Below are 26,520 nucleotides of genomic sequence, written 5' to 3'. Positions count from 1 at the left end.
TCGATGGATCAGGGCCAACGCTGCAGGTGCAGCGTGGGCCTTGGATACGGCATCAGATCAGTTGTGAGCGTGCAGCGATTCGTTCAACTCGACGGCCGATTTGCGGGATTTGCATTCCACCGCGCCGGTTTGCGAGTTGCGGCGGAACAGCAGGTCAGGCTGGCCCGACAGTTCACGGGCCTTGACCACTTTCACCAGCTGATTCTTGTCATCAAGCAGCGCGACCTTGGTGCCGGCCGTCACGTACAGACCTGCTTCAACGGTATTGCGATCGCCCAACGGGAAGCCGATGCCCGAGTTGGCGCCGATCAGGCAGCCTTCGCCGACCTTGATCACCACGTTGCCGCCACCCGACAAGGTACCCATGGTCGAGCAACCGCCACCCAGGTCGGAACCCTTGCCGACGAAGACGCCGGCCGAGACTCGACCTTCGATCATGCCCGGGCCTTCGGTGCCGCCGTTGAAGTTGACGAACCCTTCGTGCATCACGGTGGTGCCTTCGCCGATGTAAGCGCCCAGACGTACTCGTGCGCTGTCAGCGATACGCACGCCGCTCGGCACCACGTAGTCGGTCATTTTCGGGAATTTATCCACCGAGAACACTTCCAGCATTTCGCCCTTGAGGCGTGCTTCCAGTTGACGCTCAGCCAGTTCGGCCAAGTCGACAGCGCCTTGACTGGTCCAGGCAACATTAGGCAGCAGCGGGAAAACGCCCGCCAAGTTCAGGCCGTGTGGCTTAACCAAACGGTGTGATAACAAATGCAGCTTGAGGTAAGCCTCAGGCGTCGAGGTCAATGCCGCGTCTTCGGCCAAGAAGGTGGCTACCAGCGGCTTGTGGCTTTCAGCCAGGCGGGTCAGCAGGGCGGCTTGGCCCGGATCGATCGTTTTCAGCAACTCAGCCAGTTGTGAAGCCTGAGTGGTGTTGAAAGCGATGGCCTGATTGCCACCGGTGTAACCCAGTGCGGGTGCGATAGCAGCGACCAATTCGGCAGACGGCTTAAGCAACGGCTGAGCGTAAAACACTTCAAGCCATGCGCCTTTACGGTTTTGAGTACCGATACCAAAGGCCAGGCTGAACGGGGTAGTAGACATGTGAATACCTCTAACTATTAAGAAAGGGGCTCAAGCAGCGCTTTGGCTTACTTGAAGGCCGCCTCGTACACATCGGGCTTAAAGCCAACCAGGGTTTTACCGCCAATATCGAGCACCGGGCGCTTGATCATTGACGGTTGTGCGAGCATCAGTTCGATTGCCTTGGCTTGATCGAGATCGGCTTTTTGTCCGTCGTCGAGTTTGCGAAAGGTCGTTCCTGCCCGGTTTAAAACCACTTGCCAGCCATGTTCATCACACCATTGAGTCAGGTGCTGACGGTCGATGCCGACCGTTTTGTAGTCATGGAAGTCGTAACTCACGGCATTTTCATCAAGCCAGGTGCGGGCCTTTTTCATGGTGTCGCAGGCTTTGATACCGTAGAGGTGTACGCCTTTATTGTTACTGGAGGAATTGTCCATTCCCGAAACTCCCCATGTGCCCAAAAAATTCAGCGGGTGATTATGCCACGTCGCTCCAATCAGTGCCTGGGCTGTCTCTGTAGAGGCTGCTCGCACGACACGCATAAAAAAGCCCGGCAGGTTGAGCCGGGCTTTTTAGCGTATTTCGATCATCTACCCATTGAGGCAAACACTCAGGCCGTGGTGTTAACCGCGGTGCCCGAGGTGCTGGAGCCGGCGTCGGTCAGTGCTTTTAGGAGGGCGCCGTTAGCGCTTTGCAATGAAGCGTTAGTGGATGCGATCTGAGTCTGCGCTGCGGCTACGGCGGCGGCCTTGGCGTCAGCGTTTTTTGTGCTGCTTTGGGCCTTTTGCAGCGCTTGTTCTTCTTGCTGCAACTGCTTCTGCAATGCCTGAATTTGTTTTTGCAGTTGTTTCACGGTGTCCGAAGCGGTAGTGGTGGTGGACGAGCTGGCGCTCGCGCCGCCCGCTGGCGCACCACCACCTGCGCCGGTGCTCGACGTCTTGGTCGATGCGGCCGCTGCCGACTTAGTGCCGGTGGTGTCGGTTGTATCAGTGGTCGCCGCCTTGGTGGTGGCAACGGTGGCAATGTGAACGGCGGATCCAATACTGGTGAGGCTCATCGCGTGGATTCCTTTTGAACGGAAACGAAAGAAGATTCCTACACATCGGCCACGATAGGTAAAACTTTAGTGGCCCAGACGATGAACTTCGTCGCAAGCAAACAACCCAGAAGTCAGACGGGTGTCCAACTTTTGGGGTGCAGTTCAGATTTTGGGGTTGCACATATTACCGTTCACGGCAGGCGAAACAGCAGGTAGTCATCTTTATCAAATTGGCTACTGAGCAGCGGCTGTAAGGCCGTCAATCGGTTGTCCGGCAGCGCTTGATAAACGGTTTTGGCGATCACCACGTAGACAGGCCCCTTCACCGCAGCCAATTCATCTGGCGAGGCGATGAAGATAGGTTTGAGGTCTTCGGGGATGTTGACCACGAATTTGATGGCTTTGCCATCCTTGGGCATCCCATACAAGGCCAGCGGCGCAGGGTCACGCTGGATCAGGTCATGCACCGCCACGCTAAAGCTGTGGGTGTCATAGGCCGCGCGCTCCACGGGTTCGTAGACCCAAATGAAACTCGTCCACACCGCCAGCACTGCGCACGCCGCCAAGCTCGCAGCACGCCATCGGGCCTTGAACAAGACCGCTAAAGCGATGACCTGTAACACCGCTAATACGGAGATAATTGCGCCAATCGAGGTCAGGTGCTCGGCGAAACGATGCTGAGCCACCAATAGCCCAGCGATCAACGCGCTCGGCATCAGTAACCAAATTCCTTGGAGCAAACCGCGTAAGCACGTGAACAAACGCCCTTCAGCCATCTGAAACGGATAAGCCGCAATGATCGCGGCCATGGGAATCATGGGCAGCATGTAACGGGCTTTTTTCGCCTGGGGAATCGACAGGCCGACCATGACGATTAATCCGGCCGCAGCGCAGAACATCACCAGCCTCAGCGCGGGCGTAAGGGGCTGCCGACCGCGAAGGATAATGGCTGCGAGCACCAGAATCGCTACTGGGTAAGCCAGCGCATAGTTACCCAGCGAACTGCTGAAGTAATAGAAAATACTGCTCGTGCCCTCGGTGCCGTCCATGCGTGAAGTGAATTGCATGCGCACCACTTCGTTGAGGAACTCTTGACCGCCGCTGAGCCTGGCGAGCAGCAATAGCGCGCCGATGCAGACCGCCAGTAATACCGCCGCTTGCACACCGAAAATAAACATCCGGCGCCATTGGCCGCCCAGCACGTAATAACTGCACAGCATGCCGGTGGGAACCACCAGGCCGATGGGGCCGCGAATGGCAAAGCCCAGCACCAATAGCGCGAGGATCAGACCCATGCGCCGACGCGCGCCGAAGTGGTCTGCGGCGTAGCCCAGGTAAAACACGGCGAACGAGACGGTCGCGAGCATTTGGTCCAGGGAAATCGCGCGGGTTTCAGTGATGAAGGTATTGCTCAGCAGCAGCAAGGCCACGCTGACCAATGCCCATGTCCGCGAGTGCGCCGCTACCAAGCGATAAATAAGCGTGACCAACACCGTCGAGGCAATGGCCGTCGGCAACCATGCGGTGAGGCTGATCACTTGCCCAAACGGCAGCGAGAGCAGGTAAATAAAGAACGTCGATGTGGCGGAATAGTCTGGGTAAGGCTCGCCGTAGGTCGTGGGGAAAAAGCTTGGACCGTGGCGCAACATTTCCTGGGCGAAAATCACAAAGCGCGAGTCGAAACCGATTGCCGCCTGTTGATAGTTACCCACGACAAATAGCAGGAATGCCAACACTCCCAGGGCGATGGACTGGCGGCGTAGGGTCGCCGAAGAGGCCGCTGAGGGCTGGGGCAGAGGTAGGAACGGCAAACGTGTATCTCCAAAAAAACAAAACGTCGCTGCGCTTCAACGTGAACGCTCACGAACACCGGACGCACAAAGGGCCAGAGCCCGCAAACCACAGGTGGCTGCAGGCGCTGACCCTGGCGGATTACAGTGCGTTAGCGTCGGTAACGCTGTTCGCATTCCATTGCTGAAACGGAATCGGCAGGGAGCGAGAGTCGCCACGGCCCATTGGGAAATAGGTGAAGCCCTTCCTCTTCATGCGCTCGGTGTCATACAGGTTGCGACCGTCAAAAATCACCGGCGTTTTGAGGCGTTCGTGGATCAGATTGAAATCCGGCGCCTTGAACTGTTGCCATTCGGTGCAGACGATCAATGCATCGGCGCCGCCCAGTACGGATTCTGGCGTACCCATCAAGCTCAGGCCTGGGTGGTTGCCATAAATGCGCTGGGTTTCTTGCATGGCTTCCGGGTCGAACGCCCGAACCGTTGCGCCGGCTGCCCATAGCGCTTCCATCAAAATCCGGCTCGGCGCATCGCGCATGTCATCGGTATTGGGCTTGAACGCCAAGCCCCACACCGCAAAGATTTTTCCGCGCAAATCGCCCTTGTAGAACGCGTTCACGCGTTCGAACAGTTTGGTTTTCTGCCGTTGGTTGATGGCTTCCACCGCTTGCAGCAAATCGCTGGAGCAATGTGCTTCCTGAGCGCTGTGGATCAACGCGCGCATGTCTTTAGGGAAGCACGAACCGCCGTAGCCGGCGCCCGGATAGATAAAGTGGTAACCGATGCGTGAGTCAGCACCGATGCCCAGACGCACGGACTCGATGTCCGCGCCCAAGTGTTCGGCCAGTTCAGCGATTTGGTTGATGAAGCTGATCTTGGTGGCCAGCATGCAGTTGGCGGCGTATTTGGTCAGCTCGGCGCTGCGCAGGTCCATGAAAATGATGCGGTCATGGTTGCGGTTGAACGGTGCATACAGGTCGCGCATCACGTCGCGCACCTCTTCGCGCTCGCAACCGACCACGATCCGGTCCGGGCGGCGGCAATCGGTCACTGCCGAGCCTTCTTTCAGGAATTCAGGGTTGGAGACGATATCGAACTCCAACGGCCGGCCGGCCAGGGCTTTTTCAGTGTGCAGGCGCAAGGCGTCGCCAGTGCCGACCGGTACGGTGGATTTTTCCACCAGAATCAGCGGCTCGACCCGATGACGCGCAACCATGTCGCCCACTGCGAACACCGCTTTCAGGTCCGCTGAGCCGTCATCGCTGGACGGCGTACCGACGGCGATGAACAGCACTTGGCCGTGCTCGATGGCGAGCTTCTCGTCGTTGGTGAAATGCAGGCGTCCGCTTTCCAGATTTTCCCGTACCAGCGTCGCCAGACCGGGCTCAAAAATGCTTACGTGGCCTTGCTGCAACTGCTTCACTTTTTCTGCATCGATGTCCATGCAGATCACATCGTGGCCAACTTCAGCCAACACGGTTGCTTGCACAAGGCCGACGTAGCCACTACCTAATACTGTGATTTTCATGCCGAATTCCTGGACCGTGTCGCGGAGCTACGTTTTGAGGAGCTACGTTGTGAGTTGATAGTGATGACGCCGAGGATAACCAGAGTCACACCTAATGTTTTGGAAGCGCTGAACTGTTCATGGAAGACCGGCAGACCTGCTGCCAGCAAATACACCAAGGCGTAACTAATGCTGAGTAATGAGTAAGCACGGCCCAGCGGCACGTCGCGCAATGCAACTAACCAGCACAGCATCGAGAGGGCGTAAGCCAAAATCGCGGCACAGACAACGCTAATCGCCAGCAAATCGATGCTGCCGTTACCGAGTGCGTCCAGCCATTGGGTCGGCGAGGGCAGGCGCGTCATGCTCCAGCGCATCCCCAGTTGTGCGCCGCTGACCAACAACACGCTGCCCAGGGCGAAGGTGACGCCACGTCGCAGGTTCATGCGTGTTGTCCGAGCAAAATCACGCCACCGATCACCAACGCGACGCCAATCCAGTGGCGGCGGTCGATGGACTCTTTGAACAAAAAGCGTGCAACCAGTGTGATCAGAACGAAGTTCAAGCTCAGCATCGGGTAAGCAATACCGACTTCAACGCGCTGCAGCACTAGCAGCCACAATAGCAATCCGAAACCCAAGCTCGCCAAGGCTAGCCATAACCAACGCGAACGCAGGGCGAGGCCGATGCCGACGTTTTTTCCGCGCCAGCCCTCGACCGCGAATTTTTGCGCGACTTGGCCCAGGCAGCTCAACAAGCAGGCGGCCAGCAACAAAAGCAGGGTCATGAGGCGGATTGCGCGAAGATCAGGATCACAATGTTCCCTTCTTCATAACGCTGGCCGTCCTTGGGCAGCAGGTTGACCTCATCGCGGTCTTCCTGACTGTTAACCCGCATGACCACGCCGACCTGGCCTTCGCTTCGCGCTACGCTCATCCACTGCTGCACGTTTGCAACGTCGACTTTGCGGGCGACAGAATCTGCGTACGTCAGGCCATATTTGACTTCGCCCACGGTGTTGTACAACGCGACATCGGGTCGCTGTATGCGCCATGACAGCGCGGAAGCGGCGCCCAGGTCGTTACTCAACAGGCTTTTGCTTTGGCTCAGCGCTGTCGCATGCCGGGCGATAAACCGGTCGGGGGTTTTGTTGAACACCATGCTGTTGGGCAGGCTCATGGGTATCAATGCCACAAACAGCCAAGCACCCAGCGCTGGCATGAGCCACAAGGTCAACGGTCTGACCACTTGAAAAAGATTGGCGACGGTCCAACCCACAACCGCAACCAAGGCCAGTGTCAGGTGCAGCGGCTCGTTTTCATAGATGGGCTTGCTGTACTGCATGTAAGCCAAGGCAATCAGGACAATCACACCGATGGCGATGTTCAACAGCCCATTGAGGCGCAACGCTTGGAAACGGGGACTGGCGAGTCGATCCACCACTGCCGGTCCCATCAGCAATGCCAGCGGCAACATGCACGGCATTACGTACGTTGGCAGTTTGCCTCGGCTCAGGCTGAGAAACGCCAACGGCAACAGTAACCACAGCAGCACAAAGACCGTGTTGGGGTGGGTTCGCGACTGCCAGGCTTGTTTGAACGTTGCCGGTAGCATCGCGGCCCACGGCAAACTCGCCATCACCAGCACCGGCAGGTAGAACCACCATGCCTGAGGGTGCGGCGCATCGGCCCCGGCAAAGCGACGAATGTGTTCATGCCAGAAGAAGAAGTTCCAGAAGTCCGGCTCGCGTTGCTGCACCGCCAATGCCCAAGGCAGGCATACCACCAGCGCTACAACCACTGCCAGTGGGCCGAATCTCAGCAGTTCACGAAAGCGTTTTTGCCAGACCATGTATGGCACGGCGATCAACGCCGGCAGCAGCCAGGCGAGAAATCCTTTGGTCATGAAGCCCATGCCACAGGCGAAACCCACCAACATCCACGCGGCAATGCGTTCGCGGCCAGCGCTGTTAACGGCAAACCACACCCCGGCCAAACTCAGATTGACCCATAAGGTGAATTGCGGATCGAGGTTGGCGTAACCCGCTTGCGCGGCGATCAGGCCAAAGCTCAAAAAAATCAGGGCGCACATAAAACTCTTGCGCGGGTCATTCCACATCCGACGGGCAACGGCGTAGATCAGCAGCGCACTGAGGCCGACGCTAAGCGCCGAAGCAATGCGCACACCAAACAGGTTTTCACCGAAAATCGCCTGACCCACAGCGATCATCCAATAACCGCCTACGGGTTTTTCAAAGTAGCGCAGGCCCATGAAATGAGGCGACACCCAATTGCCGCTGAGCAGCATCTCCTGACTGACTTGCGCATAACGGCTTTCATCTGGAATCCACAGGCCATGACTGCCCAGCGGTAGAAGAAAAGCCAGAAAAAACGCAACCAGCAAAAAAAGTAACGCCCAGCGTCCCGTCACGTGCGCTGCACTCCCAACCAGCCTTCGCGACCACTCAGGGTGCCACGGACCAATAGTCCTGCTGGCAGGGTATCGATCTGAGCGGGCAACAGGTTGCCGAGCGGTTGGAACTGGATGTCGCGCAACTTGGCTTGCGCCAGCAGTTCGCGGAAATCATTGGCCATTAGAATCCCTTCTACTTCTGCGTGGATCGTATAAATGTTCAGTTTCTCGGCGCCGAAGCGGTCGAGAATAAAAGCGTTGAAATCCTTGGCGCTAACGTCTGGACCGACCACTTCATCGAAGGTGGGAAGATCCACCGGAATCTGTGGTGTGCCTAAACGGCCGTCCTTAAGCGTGGGGCGAAACAGGCTTTGGCCGCGACAATCGCTGTTGTAGCGAAAACCAAACTGCTCTTTGGCTTCAACTACACGTTCATCGGCGCGCCAGCCAGCCGTTGCTGAACAGTCGACCCGGTGACCGGTGATATCACTCAAACAGTCCACGCCGCGACGAATCTGCTCGATCAGTTGCGCGTCGCTCCAGCGTCCTGCATTGGCTTGCCAACCGTGATGGTCCCACGCGTGCAAACCGACCTCATGCCCGGCCTCGACCGCTTGGCGCATCAGATGACCCAGGTCGCGGCCGATAGGCTTTCCTGGCCAGGCAGTGCCCGCCAGAAGAATGTCCCAGCCATACAAGCTGGCCGCCTTTGAACGAAGCATTTTCCAGAAAAACTGAGGGCGGATGAGACGCCATAAATGACGCCCCATGTTGTCCGGTCCGACACTGAAAAAAACGTCGCCTTGACCTGTGCTTCATCGAGCATTTCCAACAACCGCGGCACCCCTTCTCGGGTGCCTCGATAGGTGTCTACGTCGATTCGCAGTCCTGCCTGCATCAGCGTTTATCCGCGATTTCAGCCATGGCTTCACGCAGGAAGAAGTCCAGGGTGTTGCCGATGGTTTCGCTCATTTCTACCGTCGGTTCCCAGTTCAGCAAGCGCTTGGCGTTGTGAATGCTTGGTTTGCGATGGGACACGTCTTGGTAGCCAGTGCCGTAGAACGCCTTGCTTTCCACGTCGCGGAAGCCGGCAAACGGAGGGAAGTTGGCGCGCAGTGGGTGAGCTTCGAACTGACGCAGCAGTTCTTCGCCCAACTGACGAATGCTGGCTTCGTTGTCCGGGTTGCCGATGTTGATGATCTGACCGTTACACGCGTCATTCTCGTTGTCGATGATGCGAGCCAGCGCTTCGATGCCGTCAGCGATGTCGGTGAAGCAGCGTTTTTGTTCGCCACCGTCGAACAGGCGGATGGGCGTGCCTTCAACCAGGTTCAGGATCAGTTGGGTAATGGCGCGTGAGCTGCCGATACGTGCGGAATCCAGACGGTCCAGACGCGGGCCCATCCAGTTGAACGGACGGAACAGGGTGAAGTTCAAGCCTTTCTGGCCGTAAGCCCAGATTACGCGGTCAAGCAATTGCTTGGAGACCGAGTAGATCCAGCGCTGCTTGTTGATTGGGCCGACCACCAGGTTCGAGGTGTCTTCGTCGAAGTTTTGGTCCTGGCACATGCCATAGACTTCAGACGTCGAGGGGAAGATCACGCGCTTGTTGTACTTCACGCAGTAACGAACCAGTTTCAGGTTCTCTTCGAAGTCCAGTTCAAAAACGCGCAACGGGTTGCGGGTGTATTCGATTGGCGTGGCGATGGCCACCAGCGGCAGGATCACGTCGCACTTCTTGATGTGATATTCGATCCACTCGGAGTGGATACTGATATCGCCTTCGACGAAGTGGAAGTTAGGGTGGCTGCGCAGGCGCTCTACCGCGTCAGAACCGATGTCCAGGCCATAGACGTCATATTTGTCGTCACGCAGCAGGCGCTCGGACAAGTGGTTACCGATAAAGCCGTTAACGCCGAGGATCAGCACGCGGGTACGGCGTGGGGCGCGGCCGGACTCGGCACCACGCAGCACGGAGCCGTCTACCAAGCCCAATTCGTTAGCCAGTTGCGGACCGCTCAAATACAGACCGTTTTCGTTACGCTGACCGGCTTTGATGACCAGTGAGTCTTCGCCACACGCGATGCGCAATGGATCGATGCTAATCACGCGGCCTGGGGCCAGACCTTCGTTGCCCTTGATAACGTCCGCGTTCCAAACGATCAGCTTGTGCTCGCCGGCTGCGCAGAAAGCGCCTGGGTAAGGCTGGGTGACCGCGCGAACCAGATTAAACAGTTCTTCAGCAGGGCGTTGCCAGACCAACTTGCCATCGGCCGGGGTGCGACGACCGAAGTAGGTCGCTTTGGATTCGTCCTGAGGCGTTTCGCTCAGTTTGCCTTGAGCCAGTTGTGGCAATGCTTCGTTGAGCAGGTTGGCAGCCGATTCGCGCAGTTTGCTGTGCAAGCTCAACGCAGTGTCGGAACGCTCGATGGCAACCCGTTGCTGAGCCAGAATGCCGCCCGCGTCAGCGCGCTTGACCATGCGGTGCAGGGTGACGCCGGTTTCGGTTTCGCCGTTGACCAGAACCCAATTAGCCGGAGCGCGACCACGATAGCGTGGCAGCAGCGAACCGTGCAGGTTGAATGCACCTTTGCCGGCACAGGCCAGCAGTTCGTCGCTCAGCAGATTGCGGTAGTAGAACGAAAAGATGAACTCGGGTTTGAGCTTGGCGATGCGCTCGATCCACAACGGGTGGTTGGCATCTTCAGGGGCGTGAACCGGAATGCCTTTGCGGGCACACAGCTGTGCAACTGAACCGTAGAAGGTGTTTTCCTTCGGGTCATCAGCATGGGTAAACACAGCGGCGATTTCATAACCTGCGTGCAGCAGGGACTCAATGCCCGTGCAGCCAATATCGTGATAGGCAAAGACGACAACTTTCGGATTCATAACGTGACCTGAGTAGAAGATGAAGATTCTTTTGAGTCGCTAACGCTAACGGAAGACGTGACCGGTTGGCTGCGCAGCACTTTCTCGATGAAAAAGCGCGGGCGGGCCCGAACATCGCTGTACATGCGGCCGAGGTATTCACCCAGCAGCCCCATGCCAATGAACTGGCCACCGGTAAACACGAACAGTACCGCGAACAAAACGAAGGAGCCGTCACCGGCCCAGACTGCGCCGAACATCAAGCGCAAGATGATCAGCATAATGGCGAAGAGACCGCCCAATAACGCCATGCTGAAACCGATAATGCTCAGCAAGCGAAGGGGGGTGGTGGTCATGCAGGTGATCAGATCGAACATTAGATTGATCAGGCGCATGGTGCTGTATTTCGAGTCGCCGTGTTCACGTTCGGCATGCTGCACAACCACTTCAGTGGTGTGGCGCGCGAAGCTGTTGGCGAGAATCGGGATGAAGGTGCTGCGCTCGCGGCAGGCGAGCATGGCGTCTACAACGGACCGGCGATAAGCCCGCAGCATGCAGCCGTAGTCACTCATGGCGACACCCGTGGAACGTTGAACCGCCAGATTAATCAGTCGCGAAGGCCAGCGGCGCCAGGCAGAATCTTGACGGTTGCTGCGCACGGTGCCGACTACGTCGTAACCCAGAGCTGCCTGTTCTACCAAGCGCGGAATTTCTTCCGGCGGGTTTTGCAGGTCAGCGTCAAGCGTGATGATTACATCGCCCTTGCATTGTTCAAAGCCCGCCATGATCGCGGCGTGTTGACCATAGTTGCGATTGAGGATCACGGCAACGATATGGCTGCCTTCTTGCTCGGAGGCGTCCTGCAGAATCTGCGCGGATTCGTCTCGGCTGCCGTCGTCGACCAACACAATCTCGAACCCATAAGAAAGTTGGGCGCAAGCGGCTTCGGTGCGGCGCAGCAGTTCAGGCAGGCTTTCCTCTTCGTTGTAGACCGGGATAACGATCGACACGAATTGAATCGGATAAGGTCTCACAGGCGCTTTCCAAGAGTAGTTTCAATGGCGCTGGCGACCCGCTCGACGTCGTCGAGGCTCATGTCAGGGAACAGCGGGATTGAGCACAGACGTGCGGAGTTCCACTCGGTGTTGGGCAAATGAACATCCGGGAAACGTTGACGGTAATAGGTGTGCATGTGGGTGGCGACAAAGTGAATGCCGCTGCCGATATTCTGTTCCTGCAGGCCTTTCATAAAGGCCTCACGGTCAATGCCGCATTGCTCGGCGTCGATGCGCAGGATGAATAAGTGCCAGGCGTGTTGCTGCGGATACTGCGGCAGGTGCAGCGGTTGTACTGGTAACCCCGACAGGCGTTTCAGGTAAGCCTGGGCCAGTACTTCGCGCTTGGCGTTGATGTCGTCCAAGCGCTGCAATTGCACCAGCGCAATGGCTGCGTTCATGTCGGCCAGGTTGTACTTGAAACCAGGCTCGATAACCATTGCCTGGGGTTTGCGGCCATGGGTCATGCGGTCATAGGCATCGACGCCCAGGCCGTGGAATTTGAGCGTCCGTACGCGATTGGCGAGCTTTTCGTCGTCACTGACGAACATCGCGCCTTCGGCGCAGGTCATGTTCTTTATCGCGTGGAACGAAAAGATCGCCGTGCCTTTGGCGCCGACCGGGCGGCCACGGTACACCGTGCCTGCCGCGTGAGCAGCGTCTTCAATCACGGTGATGCCGTGACGATCGGCAAGGGCGTACAACGGATCGAGGTCGTAAGCAGCCCCGGCGTAGTGCACTGGAATAATGGCTTTGGTGCGTGGCGTGATGGCCGCTTCGATGGCAGAAACGTCACTCATCAGCGTATCGCGGTCTACATCGACAAACACCGGCGTCGCGCCCAGCAAGCAAATCATGTTCGCGGTAGATACCCATGTTTGCGACGGCGTGATGACTTCATCGCCTGGGCCAATACCCAGCGCCAACAGGGTGACGTGCATCGCGCCGGTCGCCGAAGAAAGCGCCACGGCATGAAGGCTGCCTACGCGTTCGGCGAACTGCTGCTCAAGTTCCTGACTTTTCGGGCCGGTGGTAATCCAGCCGGAGCGAAGTACCTGCTCTACGGCGGCTATTTCCTCGTCGCCAATACTTGGGCGGGAAAACGGAAGGAAACTTTGACTCATGGGACCCTCTGGTGCAGGAAGACATTGCGGCCGTACATACAAGCCGTGCGCAATGCCCAGTGATCAACTGTCTATTTGTTGGAAAAACGAGGCTGTATTAGCCGAAACGTTAACCGACCCTCGAAATATCGGTGTAGTGAAGCATAGTTCGGGGCTGGTGAAAATTGCGTTTACATTCCGCACCTTCCGGTACGTTCGTGCACTGTTCAGATAACAGCGGGTTAGCCCAGTATTCATTGGGCTATACAGGCCTAAATCAGATAATTGGCGCGGGTGTCAACTATTTTAGATTTTCTGCGATGCACAGGTTTTGTTCGTGGATTGCCTCCGCAGACACTAACAGTTCGAACCTGAACAGTAACTGTCGGCAGAAAGGCTACAGGTCCATTGGCGTGTAGCGTGTAACGTCCTATAGCCGCTTGGGTTGTTTAAACAACAGGTTTAATAGCGTGCTATGTAGGGGCTTAAGGCTATTTATTCTGGTTTGCAGGTGTTACCCCGTACGTGCGACGCTTGTTGCGGGTCCTTCGATAGGCTGACCTGCGTAAGAGTGTGATTAGCTGGGGCAGGTGATCGGAGTTAGTTAACGAATCGGGAAGCCGTATTAATGCAAACCGCCTACACCGTCCTGATTTTGTTAATGCTGGTCGGCGTTTCCCGACTGGTCGCACGATTGATCCCGGTGCCGCTGCCGTTGCTGCAGATTATTGCTGGCGCATCGTTAGCCGTGCCGACCCTGGGGTTGCACGTCGCGCTGGACCCTGAACTGTTTTTATTCCTGTTTTTGCCTCCGCTGCTGTTTTCTGATGGTTGGCGCATGCCCAAGCGTGAGTTATGGCGGTTTCGTGGGGCCATCTTTACCTTGGCCGTGGGGTTAGTGCTGTTCACCGTGCTGGGGGCCGGGTTTTTTATTCACTGGTTGCTGCCGACAATCCCGTTGCCGGTGGCCTTTGCACTGGCGGCTGTGTTGTCGCCAACGGACGCCGTGGCAGTGTCAGCCATTGCTCAAGATCGATTGCCGGGGCCGATCATGCACATGTTGCAGGGCGAGGCGCTGATGAACGATGCCACGGGTCTGGTGACGTTCAAGTTCGCCTTGGTCGCCGCTGTAACCGGTGTTTTTTCGTTGGCCGATGCCAGCCTGACGTTTGTTCTGGTGGCCTGCGGTGGTCTGGCCATCGGCGTGGCGCTGAGTTGGTTGGTCGGCAGACTGCGCAGTTGGATGGTCGCCCGGGGGTGGGACGACCCCGCGACCCATGTGGTGTTCATGTTGTTGCTGCCGTTCGCGGCCTATGTGCTGGCTGAACGCTTGGGCGCGTCCGGGATTCTATCGGCAGTGACCGCGGGCATGATGCAAAGCTGGGTGGACCTGTTGCCGCGCCAAACCAGCACGCGCTTGCTCAACCGCAGCGTATGGGCGTTGCTGGAATTCGCCTTCAACGGCTTGATCTTTCTGCTGCTGGGCTTGCAGTTACCGGACATTATCAAGGCGGTTGCCAGCCACGAAGTCTCACTGTGGCCGATGCTGTTGTGGCGCAGTCTCGACGTGTTGATGATTTTTCTGGTGCTGTTGGTGCTGCGCTATGTGTGGGTGCAGAGCGTTTGGCGGCTGATGGCGGGTATCCGTCGCTGGCGTGGTCATGGTCACGGCCATTCAGGGCTCGAGCTGACGGCCCGTTCGGCGTGGCTGTTGACGATGGGGGGTATTCGCGGTGCCGTCACCTTAGCGGGCGTGTTATCAGTGCCGTTGCTGATCAGTGCCGGGGTGGAATTCCCCGAGCGGGATTTGCTGATCTTTATCGCGGCGGGGGTGATTTTGCTGTCGTTGATTTCGGCCTGCATTGCCCTACCGCTATTGCTGCGCGGGGTGGTCAAAGGTCCAGATCACGCCATGAAGCGCGAGGTGCGAGAAACCTGGAAGCGCACGGCTGAAGCGGCGATTCACGCCTTGGAGGTTGAAGAACCCCCGGACAAAGGCGGCAAACTGGATGCGACCCAAGCGGCATTGGCGATGGAAGTCAAAGCGCGGATCATGACGGAGTATCGTCATCAGTTGGACGTGTTCAACGACACCTCCGAAGCGCAAGCACTGGCGTGGCAAATGGACCAGCTAGAGCGCCGGCTTCGCTTGCATGCCCTGCGTGCGCAGCGTCTGGAGCTGTATAGCCTGCGCCGGCATCACCGAATCGGCGATGACGTGCTACGCCAGGTGCTTGGAGAACTTGACCTGAGTGAGGCGAATCTGGGGGCTATTAACTGATGGATGTTGGTCTTGGCGACACCTTCGCAGGCAAGCCTGCTCCCACGGGATTTGTGCTAGGCACAAATGTGTAGCCACCGTGGGAGCAGGCTTGCCTGCGAATGGCTTGCCCGGTATTCAGCAAGCAATCTGTACTGGAGTTGCGTCCATTAGCCGTTGATAAAGTCCCGAATCCGTTCTGCTGCTTCGACGCACTCGGCCAGCGGAGCCACCAGTGCCATGCGTATGCGTCCGGCGCCTGGGTTGAAGCCGTTCACTTCCCGGGACAGGTATGAGCCCGGCACAACAGTCACGTGCTGGGCCACAAACAGATCGCGGCAAAACTCGGCATCGTCAGTCCCGACATTCGGCCACAGGTAGAAACCACCGTCCGGGCGCTGCACATCAAGCACCGGGGCGAGTATCGCCAGTACTGCCTCAAACTTCTCCCGATACAACGTCCGGTTGGCGCGAACGTGCTCCTCGTCATTCCAGGCAGCAAGGCTCGCCAATTGAGTTTGCACCGGCATCGCGCAGCCGTGGTAGGTCCGATACAGCAGAAATGCTTTAAGGATATCGGCATCACCTGCCACAAAGCCCGAACGCAAACCGGGCAGGTTTGAACGCTTAGACAAACTGTGGAACACCACGCAGCGTTTGAAATCCTTGCGACCCAATGCGACGCAAGCACTCAGCAGGCCGGCGGGCGGCGTCGCTTCGTCGAAATACAATTCGCTGTAGCACTCGTCCGCTGCAATCACGAAATCGTGCTCATCGGCCAGTGCGATCAACTTTTTCAGTGTTTCCAGCGGCACCAATGCGCCCGTTGGATTGCCAGGCGAGCAGAGAAACAGAATCTGGCAGCGCTTCCAGACATCCGCAGAAACAGCGTCGAAATCCGGGTTAAAGCCGTTCTCGGCCAGGCACGGCAAGTAATGCGGCTGCGCTCCGGCAAGGAACGCCGCGCCTTCATAGATTTGGTAAAACGGGTTTGGGCTGATCACCAAGCCGTCGTCGCTGCGGTTGACCACGGTTTGAGTGAATGCAAACAGCGCTTCACGGGTGCCGTTGACCGGCAACACATTGCGTGCCGGGTCAAGCCAGCCAGCAGGGACACCAAAACGCCGTTCGCACCAAGCCGTAATCGCTTCGCGCAATGCCGCAATGCCGAGCGTCGTCGGGTACACCGCCATTTGGTCGAGATTAGCGGCCAGTGCTTGAGCGACGAACGCCGGTGAGCGGTGTTTGGGTTCGCCAATGGACAACGCAACCGGGCGCTTGTCGGGATTGGGGGTCACGCTGCCTAGCAGGACGCGGAGCTTTTCGAACGGGTAGGGCTGAAGCTGCTGCAGGGCGTTATTCATGGGCGCAAGGTCTCAATAAGCGTGGCGCCCCGTGGGCGCCGTTGAGTCGAATCATAGAAGGCGGGCGTCAGATACTGAGGCGCATCTCGCCGTGAGGTTCGTAGCTGACGTTAAGCTGCTCGACGATGGCATCTTGTAATCGAATGCACAGTTCCGGGTCGGACAGTGGTTGATTGTTCGCGTCCGTAATAAAGAACACGTCTTCTACCCGCTCACCCAGCGTGGCAATTTTCGCGTTCTGCAACGACAGGTCGAAATCCAGGAAGATCTTGCCGATCCGTGCCAGCAAGCCCGGTCGATCCGGAGCGCTCAATTCCAGAATCGTCACTGGGCGCTGGGCGTCGGTGAGAATCGTGACCTGAGGGGCAAACGCAAAATGCTTGAGCTGACGCGGCACCCGGCGCTTGATGATGGTCGGGTAATCGTCTGGGTTGCGCAGGGCATCGGTCAGGCCGTCACGGATTTTCTTGATGCGCTCCGGGTTATCCCCGATCGAGCCGCCGTCGGCGTCGAGCACGATGTAAGTGTCGAGGGTGAACTGGCTGCTGGACGTAATAACGCGGGCGTCATGAATGTTCAGGTTGAGCTGATCCATGGCCGCCACGGTTACCGCAAAGAAATCATGCTGGTCGGGGGCGTAGATGAAAATCTGCGTGCCGCCTTCGAACTCACGCTGGGTGGTCTCCCTCATGAGTACCAGGGGGCCGCCGTCAGCAGGCTGTCGCAAAATGGCATCGCTGTGCCAAGCCACATCGCCAGCCGTGTGACGCAGGAAGTAGTCATCGCCCAACTGAGACCAGAGTTGTTCGACGTCGTCCGGGTCAGTACCGTTATGCACCAGAATATCCAGCGCTGCACTTTGTGTGCGCCGAATCTGCTCTTCTCGGTCGACTGGGTTTTCCAAGCCGCGACGCAAGGCCCGCTTGGTCTCGGTGTACAGCTGGCGCAATAAACTGGCGCGCCAAGAATTCCAGAGCGTCGGGTTGGTCGCGTTGATGTCGGCGACAGTCAGCACATACAGGTAGTCTAGGTGGACTTCATCACTGACCAGCAGCCCGAAGTCATGAATGACCTGCGGGTCCGACAGGTCCTTGCGCTGGGCAGTGGTCGACATCACTAAGTGGTTCTGTACCAGCCAGACGATCAGGCGCGTGTCCCAGACCGGCAAGTGATGACGCTGACCAAAGGCTTCGGCATCGATCGCGCCCAGCTCGGAGTGATCGCCGCCACGGCCTTTGCCAATGTCGTGATAAAGCCCGGCCAAGTATATAAGCTCGGGTTTGGGCAGTTTGCCCATGATTTTGCTGGCGAGCTGAAACTTGTCCGAGGACTGTGTGTACTGCAGCTTGCGCAGGTGCTTGATCAGGTTAAGCGTGTGGGCATCGACCGTGTAGATGTGGAACAGGTCGTGCTGCATTTGGCCGACGATATGGCCAAACTCGGGCAGGTACAGACCGAGAATGCCATAGCGGTTCATCCGCCGAAGGTTGCGGTGGATGCCGAACTCACACTTGAACAGCTCAATGAAAAGGCTGGTAATGCGAATGTCGTGGCGGAATTCATCGTTGATCAAATACCGGTTTTCGCGCAACAAACGAATGGTGTCGGCGCGAACCCCTTTTATTTCCGGGCGTTGAGCCAAGAGCACAAAGATTTCAATCATCGCAAACGGCGTGCGCGCGAACACGTTCGGGTGCGTCGCCTCGATGAAGCCATCGTGCAACTGAAATCTTGAGTTGATCGGTTGGGTGTTACCGCTTTCGTCCGGCGAAAGAATGACTTCGTCAAAATGCTGAATGATCAGTTCGCTGAGTTGGGCGATGCTGATGACCACGCGGTAATACTTCTGCATGAAGCGTTCGATGGCTAATTTAGCATCGCTGTCTTCGTAGCCCAGCAGGCCGGCGATGCTGCCTTGATGGTCGAACAGCAATCGATCCTCTGAGCGCCCGGCAAGCATGTGCAAGGCGTAGCGCACTTTCCACAGGAATTCCTGGGACGAAGCGAGCAGGTTGTTTTCGCTTTCCAGCAAAAAGCCTTCGTCTGCCAGCGCGTGCAGATTCAAGGTGCCGTACTGGCGGCGGGCTACCCAAAGAATGGTCTGGATATCACGTAAGCCGCCGGGAGACCCTTTGACGTTCGGCTCGAGGTTGTATTCGGTGTCGTTGTATTTGTGATGGCGCGTTTTCTGCTCGGCGCGTTTGGCCAGGAAGAACTCTTTGCTCGGCCACATTCTTTCGGGGCTGGTGACTTCAAGCATGCGTCGACGCAAGTGTTCAGGACCGGCAATGGTGCGGCTTTCCATGAGGTTGGTGATGACGGTCAGGTCGGCCAAAGCTTCCTGAGCGCACTCGTCCACCGAGCGAACGCTTTGGCCAACTTCCAGGCCGATGTCCCACAGTAGCGTCAGAAAACGCTCGATGGATTCGCGGAAAACTTCGTGGTCGGCGCTGTCGAGCAGAATCAGCAGGTCAATGTCCGAATACGGATGCAGTTCCCCGCGCCCGTAACCGCCCACTGCCAGCAGCGCGATGTCGGCTTCTTCGCTCCAGTCAAAATGGTCCCAGGCCTGTTGCAGGATGTTGTCGACAAACCAGGCGCGGTCCTCGATCAGGCGCCGTATATCGCGACCCGAACGAAAGCGGTCGTCCAGAACCTCCCTGGCCTGGCGGATGGCTTTCTTGAAAGCGGCAATAGGGCTTGCTTTCAACGCCAGTTCTGCCTGGAACTGGCCGCGGTCGAATAACTCTGGATCCACCTGCGGCATCGAACAGCTTTCCTTTTATTGTCTGGAGTTTTTATCGACGAGTTTTAGCGGATGTATTTATGCCGACGCTGACGTGCGAGCAATGGTGTCATCGCTGCGCAGGGTAAAAATTTCATAGCCTTCGGCGGTGACCAAAATAGTGTGTTCCCACTGAGCGGACAGCTTGCGGTCCTTGGTGATCGCGGTCCAGCCATCGCCTAACAGTCGGGTTTCGGCGCGGCCTTGGTTGATCATTGGTTCAATGGTGAAGGTCATCCCTTCCTTCAATTCCATCCCGGTGCCAGCGCGGCCATAGTGCAGTACTTGCGGCTCTTCATGGAAGACCGTTCCGATACCGTGACCGCAGTATTCGCGGACCACGGAAAAACCGTTCTTTTCCGCGTGTTTCTGGATCACTTCGCCGATGTCGCCAAGACGAGCGCCGGGGCGCACGACCTCAATGCCTTTGTACATGCATTCCTGAGTAATCTTGGACAGACGCTCAGCCCACTCAGGCACTTTACCGACGTGGAACATTTTGCTGGTGTCGCCGTGGTAGCCATCCTTGATTACCGTGACATCGATGTTCAACACATCCCCATCCTTGAGCGGCTTCTCGTTCGGAATCCCATGGCACACGACGTGGTTGATCGAGGTGCAGATGGATTTGGGGAAACCTTTGTAGTTCAGCGGGGCCGGGATCGCCTTTTGCTCGTTGACAATAAAGTCATGGCAGATGCGGTCCAGCTCGTCGGTGGTCACGCCAGGTTTGACATAGTTACCGATCATTTCCAGCACGTCGGCAGCCAGACGGCCAGCGATGCGCATCTTTTCGATGTCCTCATGGGTTTTGATGGTGACAGTCATAAGATTCTCTCGGCGCGACGGAGCGCGGCTCAACGGGTAAAGACGCGATTCTAACAGACCGTCAGGCTCGAAGTGACCCTCGCATTTTTCTCCTCCTATAAAGAAGCCGTCGCAACGGCCTGAAGCGCCGTTACAAAGCACGTTTGCCGTAGCGCTTATTTCGGGTTTCGTTATCCGGTCTTTTATGATATAAAATGCGCCGCTTTCCGGGGTATGCCCCGAGAGCTTAAACCCACACACGTGTCGACACGATGACCTGGGTGCCCTCAGCTTGAAGCTGTTGGTTGGTCATTGGGATACGTGGAGGCCTAACCCGACTTATCAAGGAACTATCATGTCCCAAGTCAACATGCGCGATATGCTGAAGGCCGGTGTCCACTTCGGTCACCAAACCCGTTACTGGAACCCGAAAATGGGTAAATACATTTTCGGCGCACGTAACAAGATCCACATCATCAACCTTGAAAAAACCCTGCCTATGTTCAACGAAGCGTTGGCTTTCGTTGAAAAACTGGCTTCGGGCAAAAACAAGATTCTGTTCGTTGGCACCAAGCGTTCCGCTGGCAAGATCGTCGCTGAAGAAGCTGCACGTTGCGGCTCGCCTTACGTCGATCACCGCTGGTTGGGCGGCATGCTGACCAACTTCAAAACCATCCGTGCCTCGATCAAGCGTCTGCGTGAGCTTGAAATTCAGGCAGAAGACGGCACGTTCACCAAGCTGACCAAGAAAGAGGCGCTGATGCGTACTCGCGACCTGGAAAAGCTTGATCGTAGCCTGGGTGGTATCAAGGACATGGGCGGTCTTCCTGACGCACTGTTCGTCATCGACGTTGATCACGAGCGCATCGCGATCACCGAAGCCAACAAACTGGGTATCCCGGTTATCGGCGTAGTTGACACCAACAGCAGCCCTGAAGGCGTTGACTACATCATCCCAGGTAACGATGACGCCATTCGCGCCATTCAGTTGTACATGGGTTCGATGGCTGACGCAGTTATCCGTGGTCGTAACAATGCTAATGGCGGCACCGACGTATTCGTCGAAGAGGCTCCAGCAGCAGCAGTAGTAGAAGGCTGAGTAGCAAACGCCTAGCGTTTACTCAGTACGCAAAAAGGGGGCTTAGCCCCCTTTTTGCCACCTCGAAAACCATGTTGGCGCCGCCTGCAGTCATGAGCCGCAGCCAGCAACGGTTCTCAAGAATTTGAACGCCCGTTTGATCGGGTGGAATGGTTTAAGACCTATCCAAGAGGAATTTGAAATGGCAGAAGTTACTGCAGCGTTGGTTAAAGAACTGCGTGAGCGCACCGGCGAAGGCATGATGGATTGCAAAAAGGCCTTGACCAAGGCTGACGGCGACATCGAAAAAGCAATCGACGATATGCGCGCATCCGGTGCGATCAAAGCAGCCAAAAAAGCAGGCAACATCGCTGCTGAAGGCTCGATCAGCATCAAGGACGACGGCAAAGCTGCCGTTATCGTTGAAGTTAACTCGCAGACCGACTTCCTGGCTTTGCAGGACGACTTCAAAGCGTTCGTCGCTGCCAGCGTAGAAAAAGCATTTGCTGACAAGCTGACTGACGTAGCTCCATTGATCGCGGCTCAAGAGCCTGATCGTTTGGTGCTGGTTGGTAAAGTAGGCGAAAACGTCAACATTCGCCGTCTGGCGCGTATTGAAGGTGACGTCGTGGGTTCGTACCTGCACGGCAACAAGATTGGTGTTGTGGTTGCTCTCAAAGGCGGTAGCGTCGAGCTGGCTAAAGATATCGCCATGCACGTAGCTGCCAGCGCTCCTGAGTTCCTGCTGCCTACCGAAGTGTCTGCTGAAGCCATTGAACGCGAGAAAGGCGTGTTCATGACCCTCAACGAAGACAAGATCAAAGGCAAGCCACCTGAAATCGTTGAAAAAATGGTTGCAGGCCGCATCAGCAAGTTCCTCGCTGAAGCCAGCTTGGTCAATCAGCCGTTCGTGAAGAACCCTGAGCTGACCGTTGGTGCCTTGGCCGCAAAGGGCGGCGCTGAGATCGTTTCTTTCACTCGCTTTGCAGTGGGTGAAGGCATCGAGAAGCCTGTAGACAACTTCGCTGAAGAAGTTGCCGCACAGGTTGCAGCAAGCAAGAAGTAAGACGGTTTTTTAACTGTCGCTAAGAAGAGGCTGCCCGCTTACGCGCGCAGCCTCTTCTTCAAATAGGTAAAACGAATTTGTTTTCCTTAGGGAAGTGGCTTACAAGGCTGCATCCCTGTGACGCTGTCAAAGCGTCAACTAGAGTTAGCGCAGGCTGAAAACAGCCCGCACAGAATTTTTTTAAACGCCGCAGGAGAGATTCGCAATGGCTCAGCAGGGCAGTGGTTATCAGGCTCGCTATAAACGCATTCTACTCAAGCTTAGCGGCGAGGCCCTGATGGGCTCGGAAGAGTTCGGCATCGACCCGAAAGTCCTGGATCGCATGGCCCTTGAAGTCGGCCAATTGGTCGGTATCGGCGTGCAGGTCGGGCTGGTAATTGGTGGCGGTAACCTGTTTCGCGGCGCCGCATTGAGCGCTGCCGGTATGGATCGGGTCACGGGCGATCACATGGGCATGCTGGCCACTGTGATGAACGCTTTGGCCATGCGCGACGCGCTGGAACGTGCCAATATTTCAGCCATCGTGATGTCGGCGATTTCTATGGTGGGTGTGACAGATCATTACGATCGCCGCAAAGCCATGCGCCACCTCAATGCCAAAGACGTAGTGATTTTTGCTGCCGGTACCGGTAACCCTTTTTTCACTACCGATTCGGCAGCCTGTCTGCGAGCAATCGAAATCGACGCCGACGTCGTGCTCAAAGCGACCAAGGTCGATGGTGTTTACACTGCCGATCCTTTCAAAGACCCGCATGCCGAGAAGTTCGATCATCTGACCTACGATGAAGTGCTGGATCGCAAGCTGGGTGTGATGGATTTGACGGCTATTTGTTTGTGCCGTGACCACAAGATGCCGTTGCGCGTATTTAACATGAACAAGCCCGGCGCCCTGCTGAATATTGTGCACGGCGGCGCTGAGGGAACCCTGATCGAGGAAGGCCAACAATGATCAACGAAATCAAGAAAGACGCCCAAGCCCGTATGCAGAAGAGCCTTGAGTCCCTGGCTCATGCGTTCAGTCGTATCCGCACCGGCCAGGCCCACCCAAGTATTCTTGGTGGTGTGATGGTGCCTTACTACGGTGCTGATACCCCATTGAATCAAGTGGCAAACGTTACGGTCAAAGACTCACGCACCCTGCAAGTCGTGGCATTTGAACGCAACATGCTGGGCGCCGTGGACAAAGCGATTCAAAGCTCTGGGTTGGGTTTCAACCCAACGAACCTTGGCGAATTGTTGCTCATCTCGATGCCGGCTCTGACTGAAGAAACCCGCAAGGGCTTCGGCAAGCAGGCACGCGATGCCGCAGAAGATGCTCGGGTGGCAGTGCGCAACATCCGTCGCGATTCGTTGAGCCAGTTCAAAGACCTTATTAAAGAGAAAGAAATCAGCGAAGACGAAGAGCGTCGTGCCGCTGATGACATCCAAAAACTGACCGACAAGTTCGTGGCGGAAATCGAAACCGCTGTGAAACAAAAAGAAGCGGACCTGATGGCCGTATAAAGGGTCAGTGCGTTTTATGGATAAGACCAAACAGGCTGTGCTGACATCGGTACCGCGACATGTCGCGATTATCATGGATGGTAATAATCGTTGGGCAAAGAAACGTCTTTTACCCGGTATCGCCGGGCATAAAGCTGGCGTAGATGCCGTTCGTGCAGTCATTGAGGTTTGCGCTGAAGCCAAGGTTGAAGTATTGACCTTGTTCGCTTTTTCCAGTGAAAACTGGCAGCGTCCTGCCGAGGAAGTCGGGGCGTTGATGGAGCTGTTTTTCACCGCTCTGCGTCGTGAAACTCGGCGCCTTAACGATAACTCCATCAGCTTGCGAATCATCGGTGACCGTTCGCGGTTCCACCCCGAGTTGCAGGCGGCTATGCGCGAAGCTGAAGTGCGGACTGCGGGTAACGATCGCTTTGTGCTGCAAATTGCGGCCAATTACGGTGGGCAATGGGATATCGCTCAAGCGGCGCAACGTCTTGCGCGTGAAGTTCAGGCAGGACATCTACAGCCAGAAGACATCACGCCGGAACTGTTGCAAACCTGTTTGGCAACCGGCGACCTGCCGTTGCCGGATTTGTGCATTCGTACCGGTGGCGAGCATCGCATCAGCAATTTTTTACTGTGGCAGCTGGCCTACTCAGAGCTGTACTTCTCCGACCTGTTTTGGCCGGACTTCAAACACGATGCCATGCGCACTGCGCTGGCAGATTTTGCTTCTCGCCAACGTCGCTTCGGTAAAACGAGCGAGCAGATAGAAGCTGGAGCCCGGGCTTAATGCTGAAACAACGAATCATCACGGCACTGATCCTGCTGCCTATTGCCCTGTGTGGCTTCTTTCTCCTCGAAGGTGCGAGCTTCGCCGTGTTCATTGGCGTGGTGGTGACACTGGGTGCTTGGGAATGGGCGCGTTTGGCAGGGTTTACCGCGCAGGTCGCTCGAGTCATTTACGCCGTTGTAATCGCTGCGCTGCTGTTGCTGATGTATGTACTGCCGGATTTGGCGCCCTGGGTTTTGGGCGCCGCAGTCGTGTGGTGGTTGTTGGCGACATTCCTCGTGCTGACTTACCCTGAGACCAGTAGTCGTTGGTCCGGCACTGTCTGCAAGCTGGTGATCGGTTTGGTGATTCTGCTGCCGGCATGGCAGGGATTGGTATTGATCAAGCAGTGGGAGTTGGGTAACTGGTTGATCCTGTCGGTCATGGTCCTAGTTTGGGGCGCAGACATCGGTGCGTACTTTTCGGGCAAGGCCTTCGGCAAGCGCAAGCTGGCGGCAAAAGTCAGCCCAGGTAAGAGCTGGGAAGGCCTGTTTGGCGGTTTGATTGCTAGTTTGGTAATCACCGCTGTCGTCGGTATTTTTCGCGGTTGGTCCGGTTCGCAGTGTGTTCTCGGTTTGCTTGGCGCCGCCGTGGTGGTGCTGATCTCGGTTGTCGGGGATTTGACAGAAAGCATGTTCAAGCGCCAGTCCGGCGTTAAAGACAGCAGTAACTTGCTCCCCGGCCACGGCGGGGTGTTGGACCGAATTGACAGTTTAACGGCTGCCATTCCAGTGTTTGCGGTGCTGCTCTGGGCCGCTAACTGGGGTGTGATGTGAAGAAACTTCAACAGATCACCGTTTTGGGCGCCACCGGTTCGGTGGGCCTCAGTACGCTGGACGTCATTGCCCGGCACCCGGATCGGTATCAGGTATTCGCGCTGACGGGCTTCAGTCGGTTGAAAGAGCTGCTGGCGCTGTGCGTTCGCCATTCACCACGGTTTGCGGTGGTTCCTCAGTTGGATCTGGCGCGGGGATTACAGGATGCCCTCGCTGCAGCCGGTCTCGATACGCGAGTGCTGGTGGGGGAGGGCGGTCTTTGTGAAGTCGCGGCTCACCCACAAGTCGATACCGTGCTGGCGGCGATTGTTGGCGCAGCTGGGCTGCGTCCGACATTGGCGGCGGTAGAGGCGGGCAAGAAGGTACTACTGGCTAATAAAGAAGCTTTGGTCATGTCCGGTGCGCTGTTCATGCAGGCGGTGCATCGCAGCGCAGCCGTACTGTTGCCTATCGACAGTGAGCACAACGCGATTTTCCAGTGCTTGCCTACAAATTGTTCTGGTGGGTTGGGCGCGGTTGGCGTACGCCGCATTCTGCTGACCGCATCCGGTGGTCCGTTTCGTGAAACACCGCTGGCCGACCTGATGAGCGTCTCGCCTGAGCAAGCGTGCGCTCACCCAAATTGGTCGATGGGGCGCAAGATTTCTGTAGACTCTGCCACCATGATGAACAAAGGCCTTGAGTTGATCGAGGCCTGTTGGCTGTTCGATGCTCGGCCAAATCAGGTTGAAGTGGTGATTCACCCGCAAAGCGTCATCCATTCCATGGTCGATTACGTGGATGGCTCAGTGTTGGCTCAGTTGGGTAACCCTGACATGCGCACACCGATTGCCCATGCATTGGCTTGGCCGCAGCGGATTGATTCAGGGGTAGCGCCGCTCGATCTCTTCAGCATTGCGCGTCTGGATTTTCAAGCGCCCGACGAACAGCGATTTCCGTGCCTTCGGTTAGCCAGACAGGCGGCGGAGGCTGGTAATAGCGCGCCGGCTGTGCTGAATGCGGCCAATGAAGTGGCAGTTGCAGCATTTCTTGGCCGGCGCATCCGCTACCCAGAGATCGCGAGTATCATTGACGAGGTTTTGAATCTTGAGCCCGTCATAGCAGTAACAGAATTGGATACGGTGTTCGAGATTGACTCGAAAGCCCGCGCTTTGGCTGAGCACTGGCTCACTCGCAGCGGGCGGTAACAGCTACAAGGCACAGGCCGCCACGGAGGAAGTTG

General features: G+C 56.8%; 22 protein-coding genes and 1 pseudogene. 8 read left to right on the top strand and 15 right to left on the bottom strand.

The features are described from left to right. Positions 1 to 57 precede the first annotated feature (57 nt). From dapD to arnB, 12 genes and pseudogenes are all read right to left on the bottom strand, one after another. Positions 58 to 1,092, bottom strand: coding sequence for a 2,3,4,5-tetrahydropyridine-2,6-dicarboxylate N-succinyltransferase (gene dapD / locus RHM65_RS24825; protein ID WP_322168057.1), 1,035 nt, complete (start codon positions 1,090 to 1,092; stop codon positions 58 to 60). Positions 1,093 to 1,139: 47 nt separating this feature from the next. Further along, on the bottom strand, positions 1,140 to 1,511 hold the full coding sequence (locus RHM65_RS24820; RefSeq protein ID WP_322168058.1) for an ArsC family reductase: 372 nt from the start codon (positions 1,509 to 1,511) through the stop codon (positions 1,140 to 1,142). Between the two features lie 173 nt (positions 1,512 to 1,684). Next, positions 1,685 to 2,131, bottom strand: coding sequence for a hypothetical protein (locus tag RHM65_RS24815; RefSeq protein ID WP_322168059.1), 447 nt, complete (start codon positions 2,129 to 2,131; stop codon positions 1,685 to 1,687). 173 nt (positions 2,132 to 2,304) lie between these two features. Beyond that, complete coding sequence (locus RHM65_RS24810) at positions 2,305 to 3,924, bottom strand: ArnT family glycosyltransferase (RefSeq protein WP_322168060.1); 1,620 nt, start codon at positions 3,922 to 3,924, stop codon at positions 2,305 to 2,307. A gap of 121 nt (positions 3,925 to 4,045) precedes the next feature. After that, on the bottom strand, positions 4,046 to 5,431 hold the full coding sequence (locus RHM65_RS24805; RefSeq protein WP_322168061.1) for a UDP-glucose/GDP-mannose dehydrogenase family protein: 1,386 nt from the start codon (positions 5,429 to 5,431) through the stop codon (positions 4,046 to 4,048). Next, positions 5,428 to 5,856 (bottom strand): 4-amino-4-deoxy-L-arabinose-phosphoundecaprenol flippase subunit ArnF, encoded by a 429-nt coding sequence (gene arnF, locus RHM65_RS24800; protein WP_322184132.1) that lies wholly within the window; start codon positions 5,854 to 5,856, stop codon positions 5,428 to 5,430. Before arnF ends, RHM65_RS24805 begins: the two co-directional genes overlap by 4 nt. After that, on the bottom strand, positions 5,853 to 6,197 hold the full coding sequence (gene arnE / locus RHM65_RS24795; protein WP_322168063.1) for a 4-amino-4-deoxy-L-arabinose-phosphoundecaprenol flippase subunit ArnE: 345 nt from the start codon (positions 6,195 to 6,197) through the stop codon (positions 5,853 to 5,855). Before arnE ends, arnF begins: the two co-directional genes overlap by 4 nt. Further along, complete coding sequence (arnT, locus tag RHM65_RS24790) at positions 6,194 to 7,840, bottom strand: lipid IV(A) 4-amino-4-deoxy-L-arabinosyltransferase (protein ID WP_322168064.1); 1,647 nt, start codon at positions 7,838 to 7,840, stop codon at positions 6,194 to 6,196. The genes arnE and arnT overlap by 4 nt, the downstream gene beginning before the upstream one ends. After that, positions 7,837 to 8,720: pseudogene (arnD, locus tag RHM65_RS24785) on the bottom strand (4-deoxy-4-formamido-L-arabinose-phosphoundecaprenol deformylase). The gene arnT and the pseudogene arnD overlap by 4 nt, the downstream one beginning before the upstream one ends. Then, positions 8,720 to 10,711: a bifunctional UDP-4-amino-4-deoxy-L-arabinose formyltransferase/UDP-glucuronic acid oxidase ArnA gene (arnA, locus tag RHM65_RS24780; protein ID WP_322168066.1), complete on the bottom strand. Its 1,992-nt coding sequence runs from the start codon at positions 10,709 to 10,711 to the stop codon at positions 8,720 to 8,722. The pseudogene arnD and the gene arnA overlap by 1 nt, the downstream one beginning before the upstream one ends. After that, positions 10,708 to 11,724: an undecaprenyl-phosphate 4-deoxy-4-formamido-L-arabinose transferase gene (gene arnC, locus RHM65_RS24775; protein WP_322168067.1), complete on the bottom strand. Its 1,017-nt coding sequence runs from the start codon at positions 11,722 to 11,724 to the stop codon at positions 10,708 to 10,710. Before arnC ends, arnA begins: the two co-directional genes overlap by 4 nt. Further along, on the bottom strand, positions 11,721 to 12,869 hold the full coding sequence (gene arnB / locus RHM65_RS24770; RefSeq protein ID WP_322168068.1) for a UDP-4-amino-4-deoxy-L-arabinose aminotransferase: 1,149 nt from the start codon (positions 12,867 to 12,869) through the stop codon (positions 11,721 to 11,723). Before arnB ends, arnC begins: the two co-directional genes overlap by 4 nt. Positions 12,870 to 13,476: 607 nt before the next feature. On the opposite strand from arnB, the gene RHM65_RS24765 reads away from it, so the two are divergent. After that, positions 13,477 to 15,129 carry a Na+/H+ antiporter gene (locus tag RHM65_RS24765; RefSeq protein ID WP_322168069.1) on the top strand — a complete coding sequence of 551 codons (1,653 nt, stop codon included), beginning with the start codon at positions 13,477 to 13,479 and terminating at the stop codon, positions 15,127 to 15,129. Positions 15,130 to 15,278: 149 nt separating this feature from the next. Here RHM65_RS24765 and dapC read toward each other — a convergent pair whose 3' ends face one another. The 3 genes from dapC to map form a co-directional block, all read right to left on the bottom strand. Then, positions 15,279 to 16,472 carry a succinyldiaminopimelate transaminase gene (dapC, locus tag RHM65_RS24760; protein WP_322168070.1) on the bottom strand — a complete coding sequence of 398 codons (1,194 nt, stop codon included), beginning with the start codon at positions 16,470 to 16,472 and terminating at the stop codon, positions 15,279 to 15,281. Positions 16,473 to 16,539: 67 nt separating this feature from the next. Then, positions 16,540 to 19,239 carry a [protein-PII] uridylyltransferase gene (locus RHM65_RS24755; protein ID WP_322168071.1) on the bottom strand — a complete coding sequence of 900 codons (2,700 nt, stop codon included), beginning with the start codon at positions 19,237 to 19,239 and terminating at the stop codon, positions 16,540 to 16,542. Between the two features lie 57 nt (positions 19,240 to 19,296). Next, positions 19,297 to 20,085, bottom strand: a complete 789-nt coding sequence (gene map, locus RHM65_RS24750) for a type I methionyl aminopeptidase (RefSeq protein WP_322168072.1) — start codon at positions 20,083 to 20,085, stop codon at positions 19,297 to 19,299. 334 nt (positions 20,086 to 20,419) lie between these two features. Here map and rpsB point away from each other — a divergent pair, with 334 nt between their 5' ends. The 7 genes from rpsB to ispC all read left to right on the top strand — a co-directional run bounded on the left by rpsB (position 20,420) and on the right by ispC (position 26,485). Then, positions 20,420 to 21,163 carry a 30S ribosomal protein S2 gene (gene rpsB / locus RHM65_RS24745; protein WP_219061233.1) on the top strand — a complete coding sequence of 248 codons (744 nt, stop codon included), beginning with the start codon at positions 20,420 to 20,422 and terminating at the stop codon, positions 21,161 to 21,163. 181 nt (positions 21,164 to 21,344) lie between these two features. Next, positions 21,345 to 22,208: a translation elongation factor Ts gene (gene tsf / locus RHM65_RS24740; RefSeq protein WP_322168073.1), complete on the top strand. Its 864-nt coding sequence runs from the start codon at positions 21,345 to 21,347 to the stop codon at positions 22,206 to 22,208. A 205-nt stretch (positions 22,209 to 22,413) separates the two neighbouring features. After that, positions 22,414 to 23,157 (top strand): UMP kinase, encoded by a 744-nt coding sequence (gene pyrH, locus RHM65_RS24735; RefSeq protein WP_003440426.1) that lies wholly within the window; start codon positions 22,414 to 22,416, stop codon positions 23,155 to 23,157. Then, a complete protein-coding gene (gene frr / locus RHM65_RS24730; protein WP_322168074.1) occupies positions 23,154 to 23,711 on the top strand; it encodes a ribosome recycling factor in 558 nt (185 codons plus the stop codon). The genes pyrH and frr overlap by 4 nt, the downstream gene beginning before the upstream one ends. A 16-nt stretch (positions 23,712 to 23,727) precedes the next feature. Then, entirely contained in the window at positions 23,728 to 24,483 is a 756-nt protein-coding gene (gene uppS / locus RHM65_RS24725) for a polyprenyl diphosphate synthase (protein WP_322168075.1), read from the top strand. Next, on the top strand, positions 24,483 to 25,298 hold the full coding sequence (locus RHM65_RS24720; RefSeq protein ID WP_322168076.1) for a phosphatidate cytidylyltransferase: 816 nt from the start codon (positions 24,483 to 24,485) through the stop codon (positions 25,296 to 25,298). The genes uppS and RHM65_RS24720 overlap by 1 nt, the downstream gene beginning before the upstream one ends. Further along, positions 25,295 to 26,485, top strand: a complete 1,191-nt coding sequence (ispC, locus tag RHM65_RS24715; protein WP_322168077.1) for a 1-deoxy-D-xylulose-5-phosphate reductoisomerase — start codon at positions 25,295 to 25,297, stop codon at positions 26,483 to 26,485. The genes RHM65_RS24720 and ispC overlap by 4 nt, the downstream gene beginning before the upstream one ends. Positions 26,486 to 26,520 lie beyond the last annotated feature (35 nt).

The sequence above is a fragment of the Pseudomonas sp. CCI4.2 genome (genome assembly GCF_034350045.1).
Classification (GTDB): Bacteria; Pseudomonadota; Gammaproteobacteria; order Pseudomonadales; family Pseudomonadaceae; genus Aquipseudomonas.
This window is presented reverse-complemented; position numbering and strand designations above follow the sequence as displayed.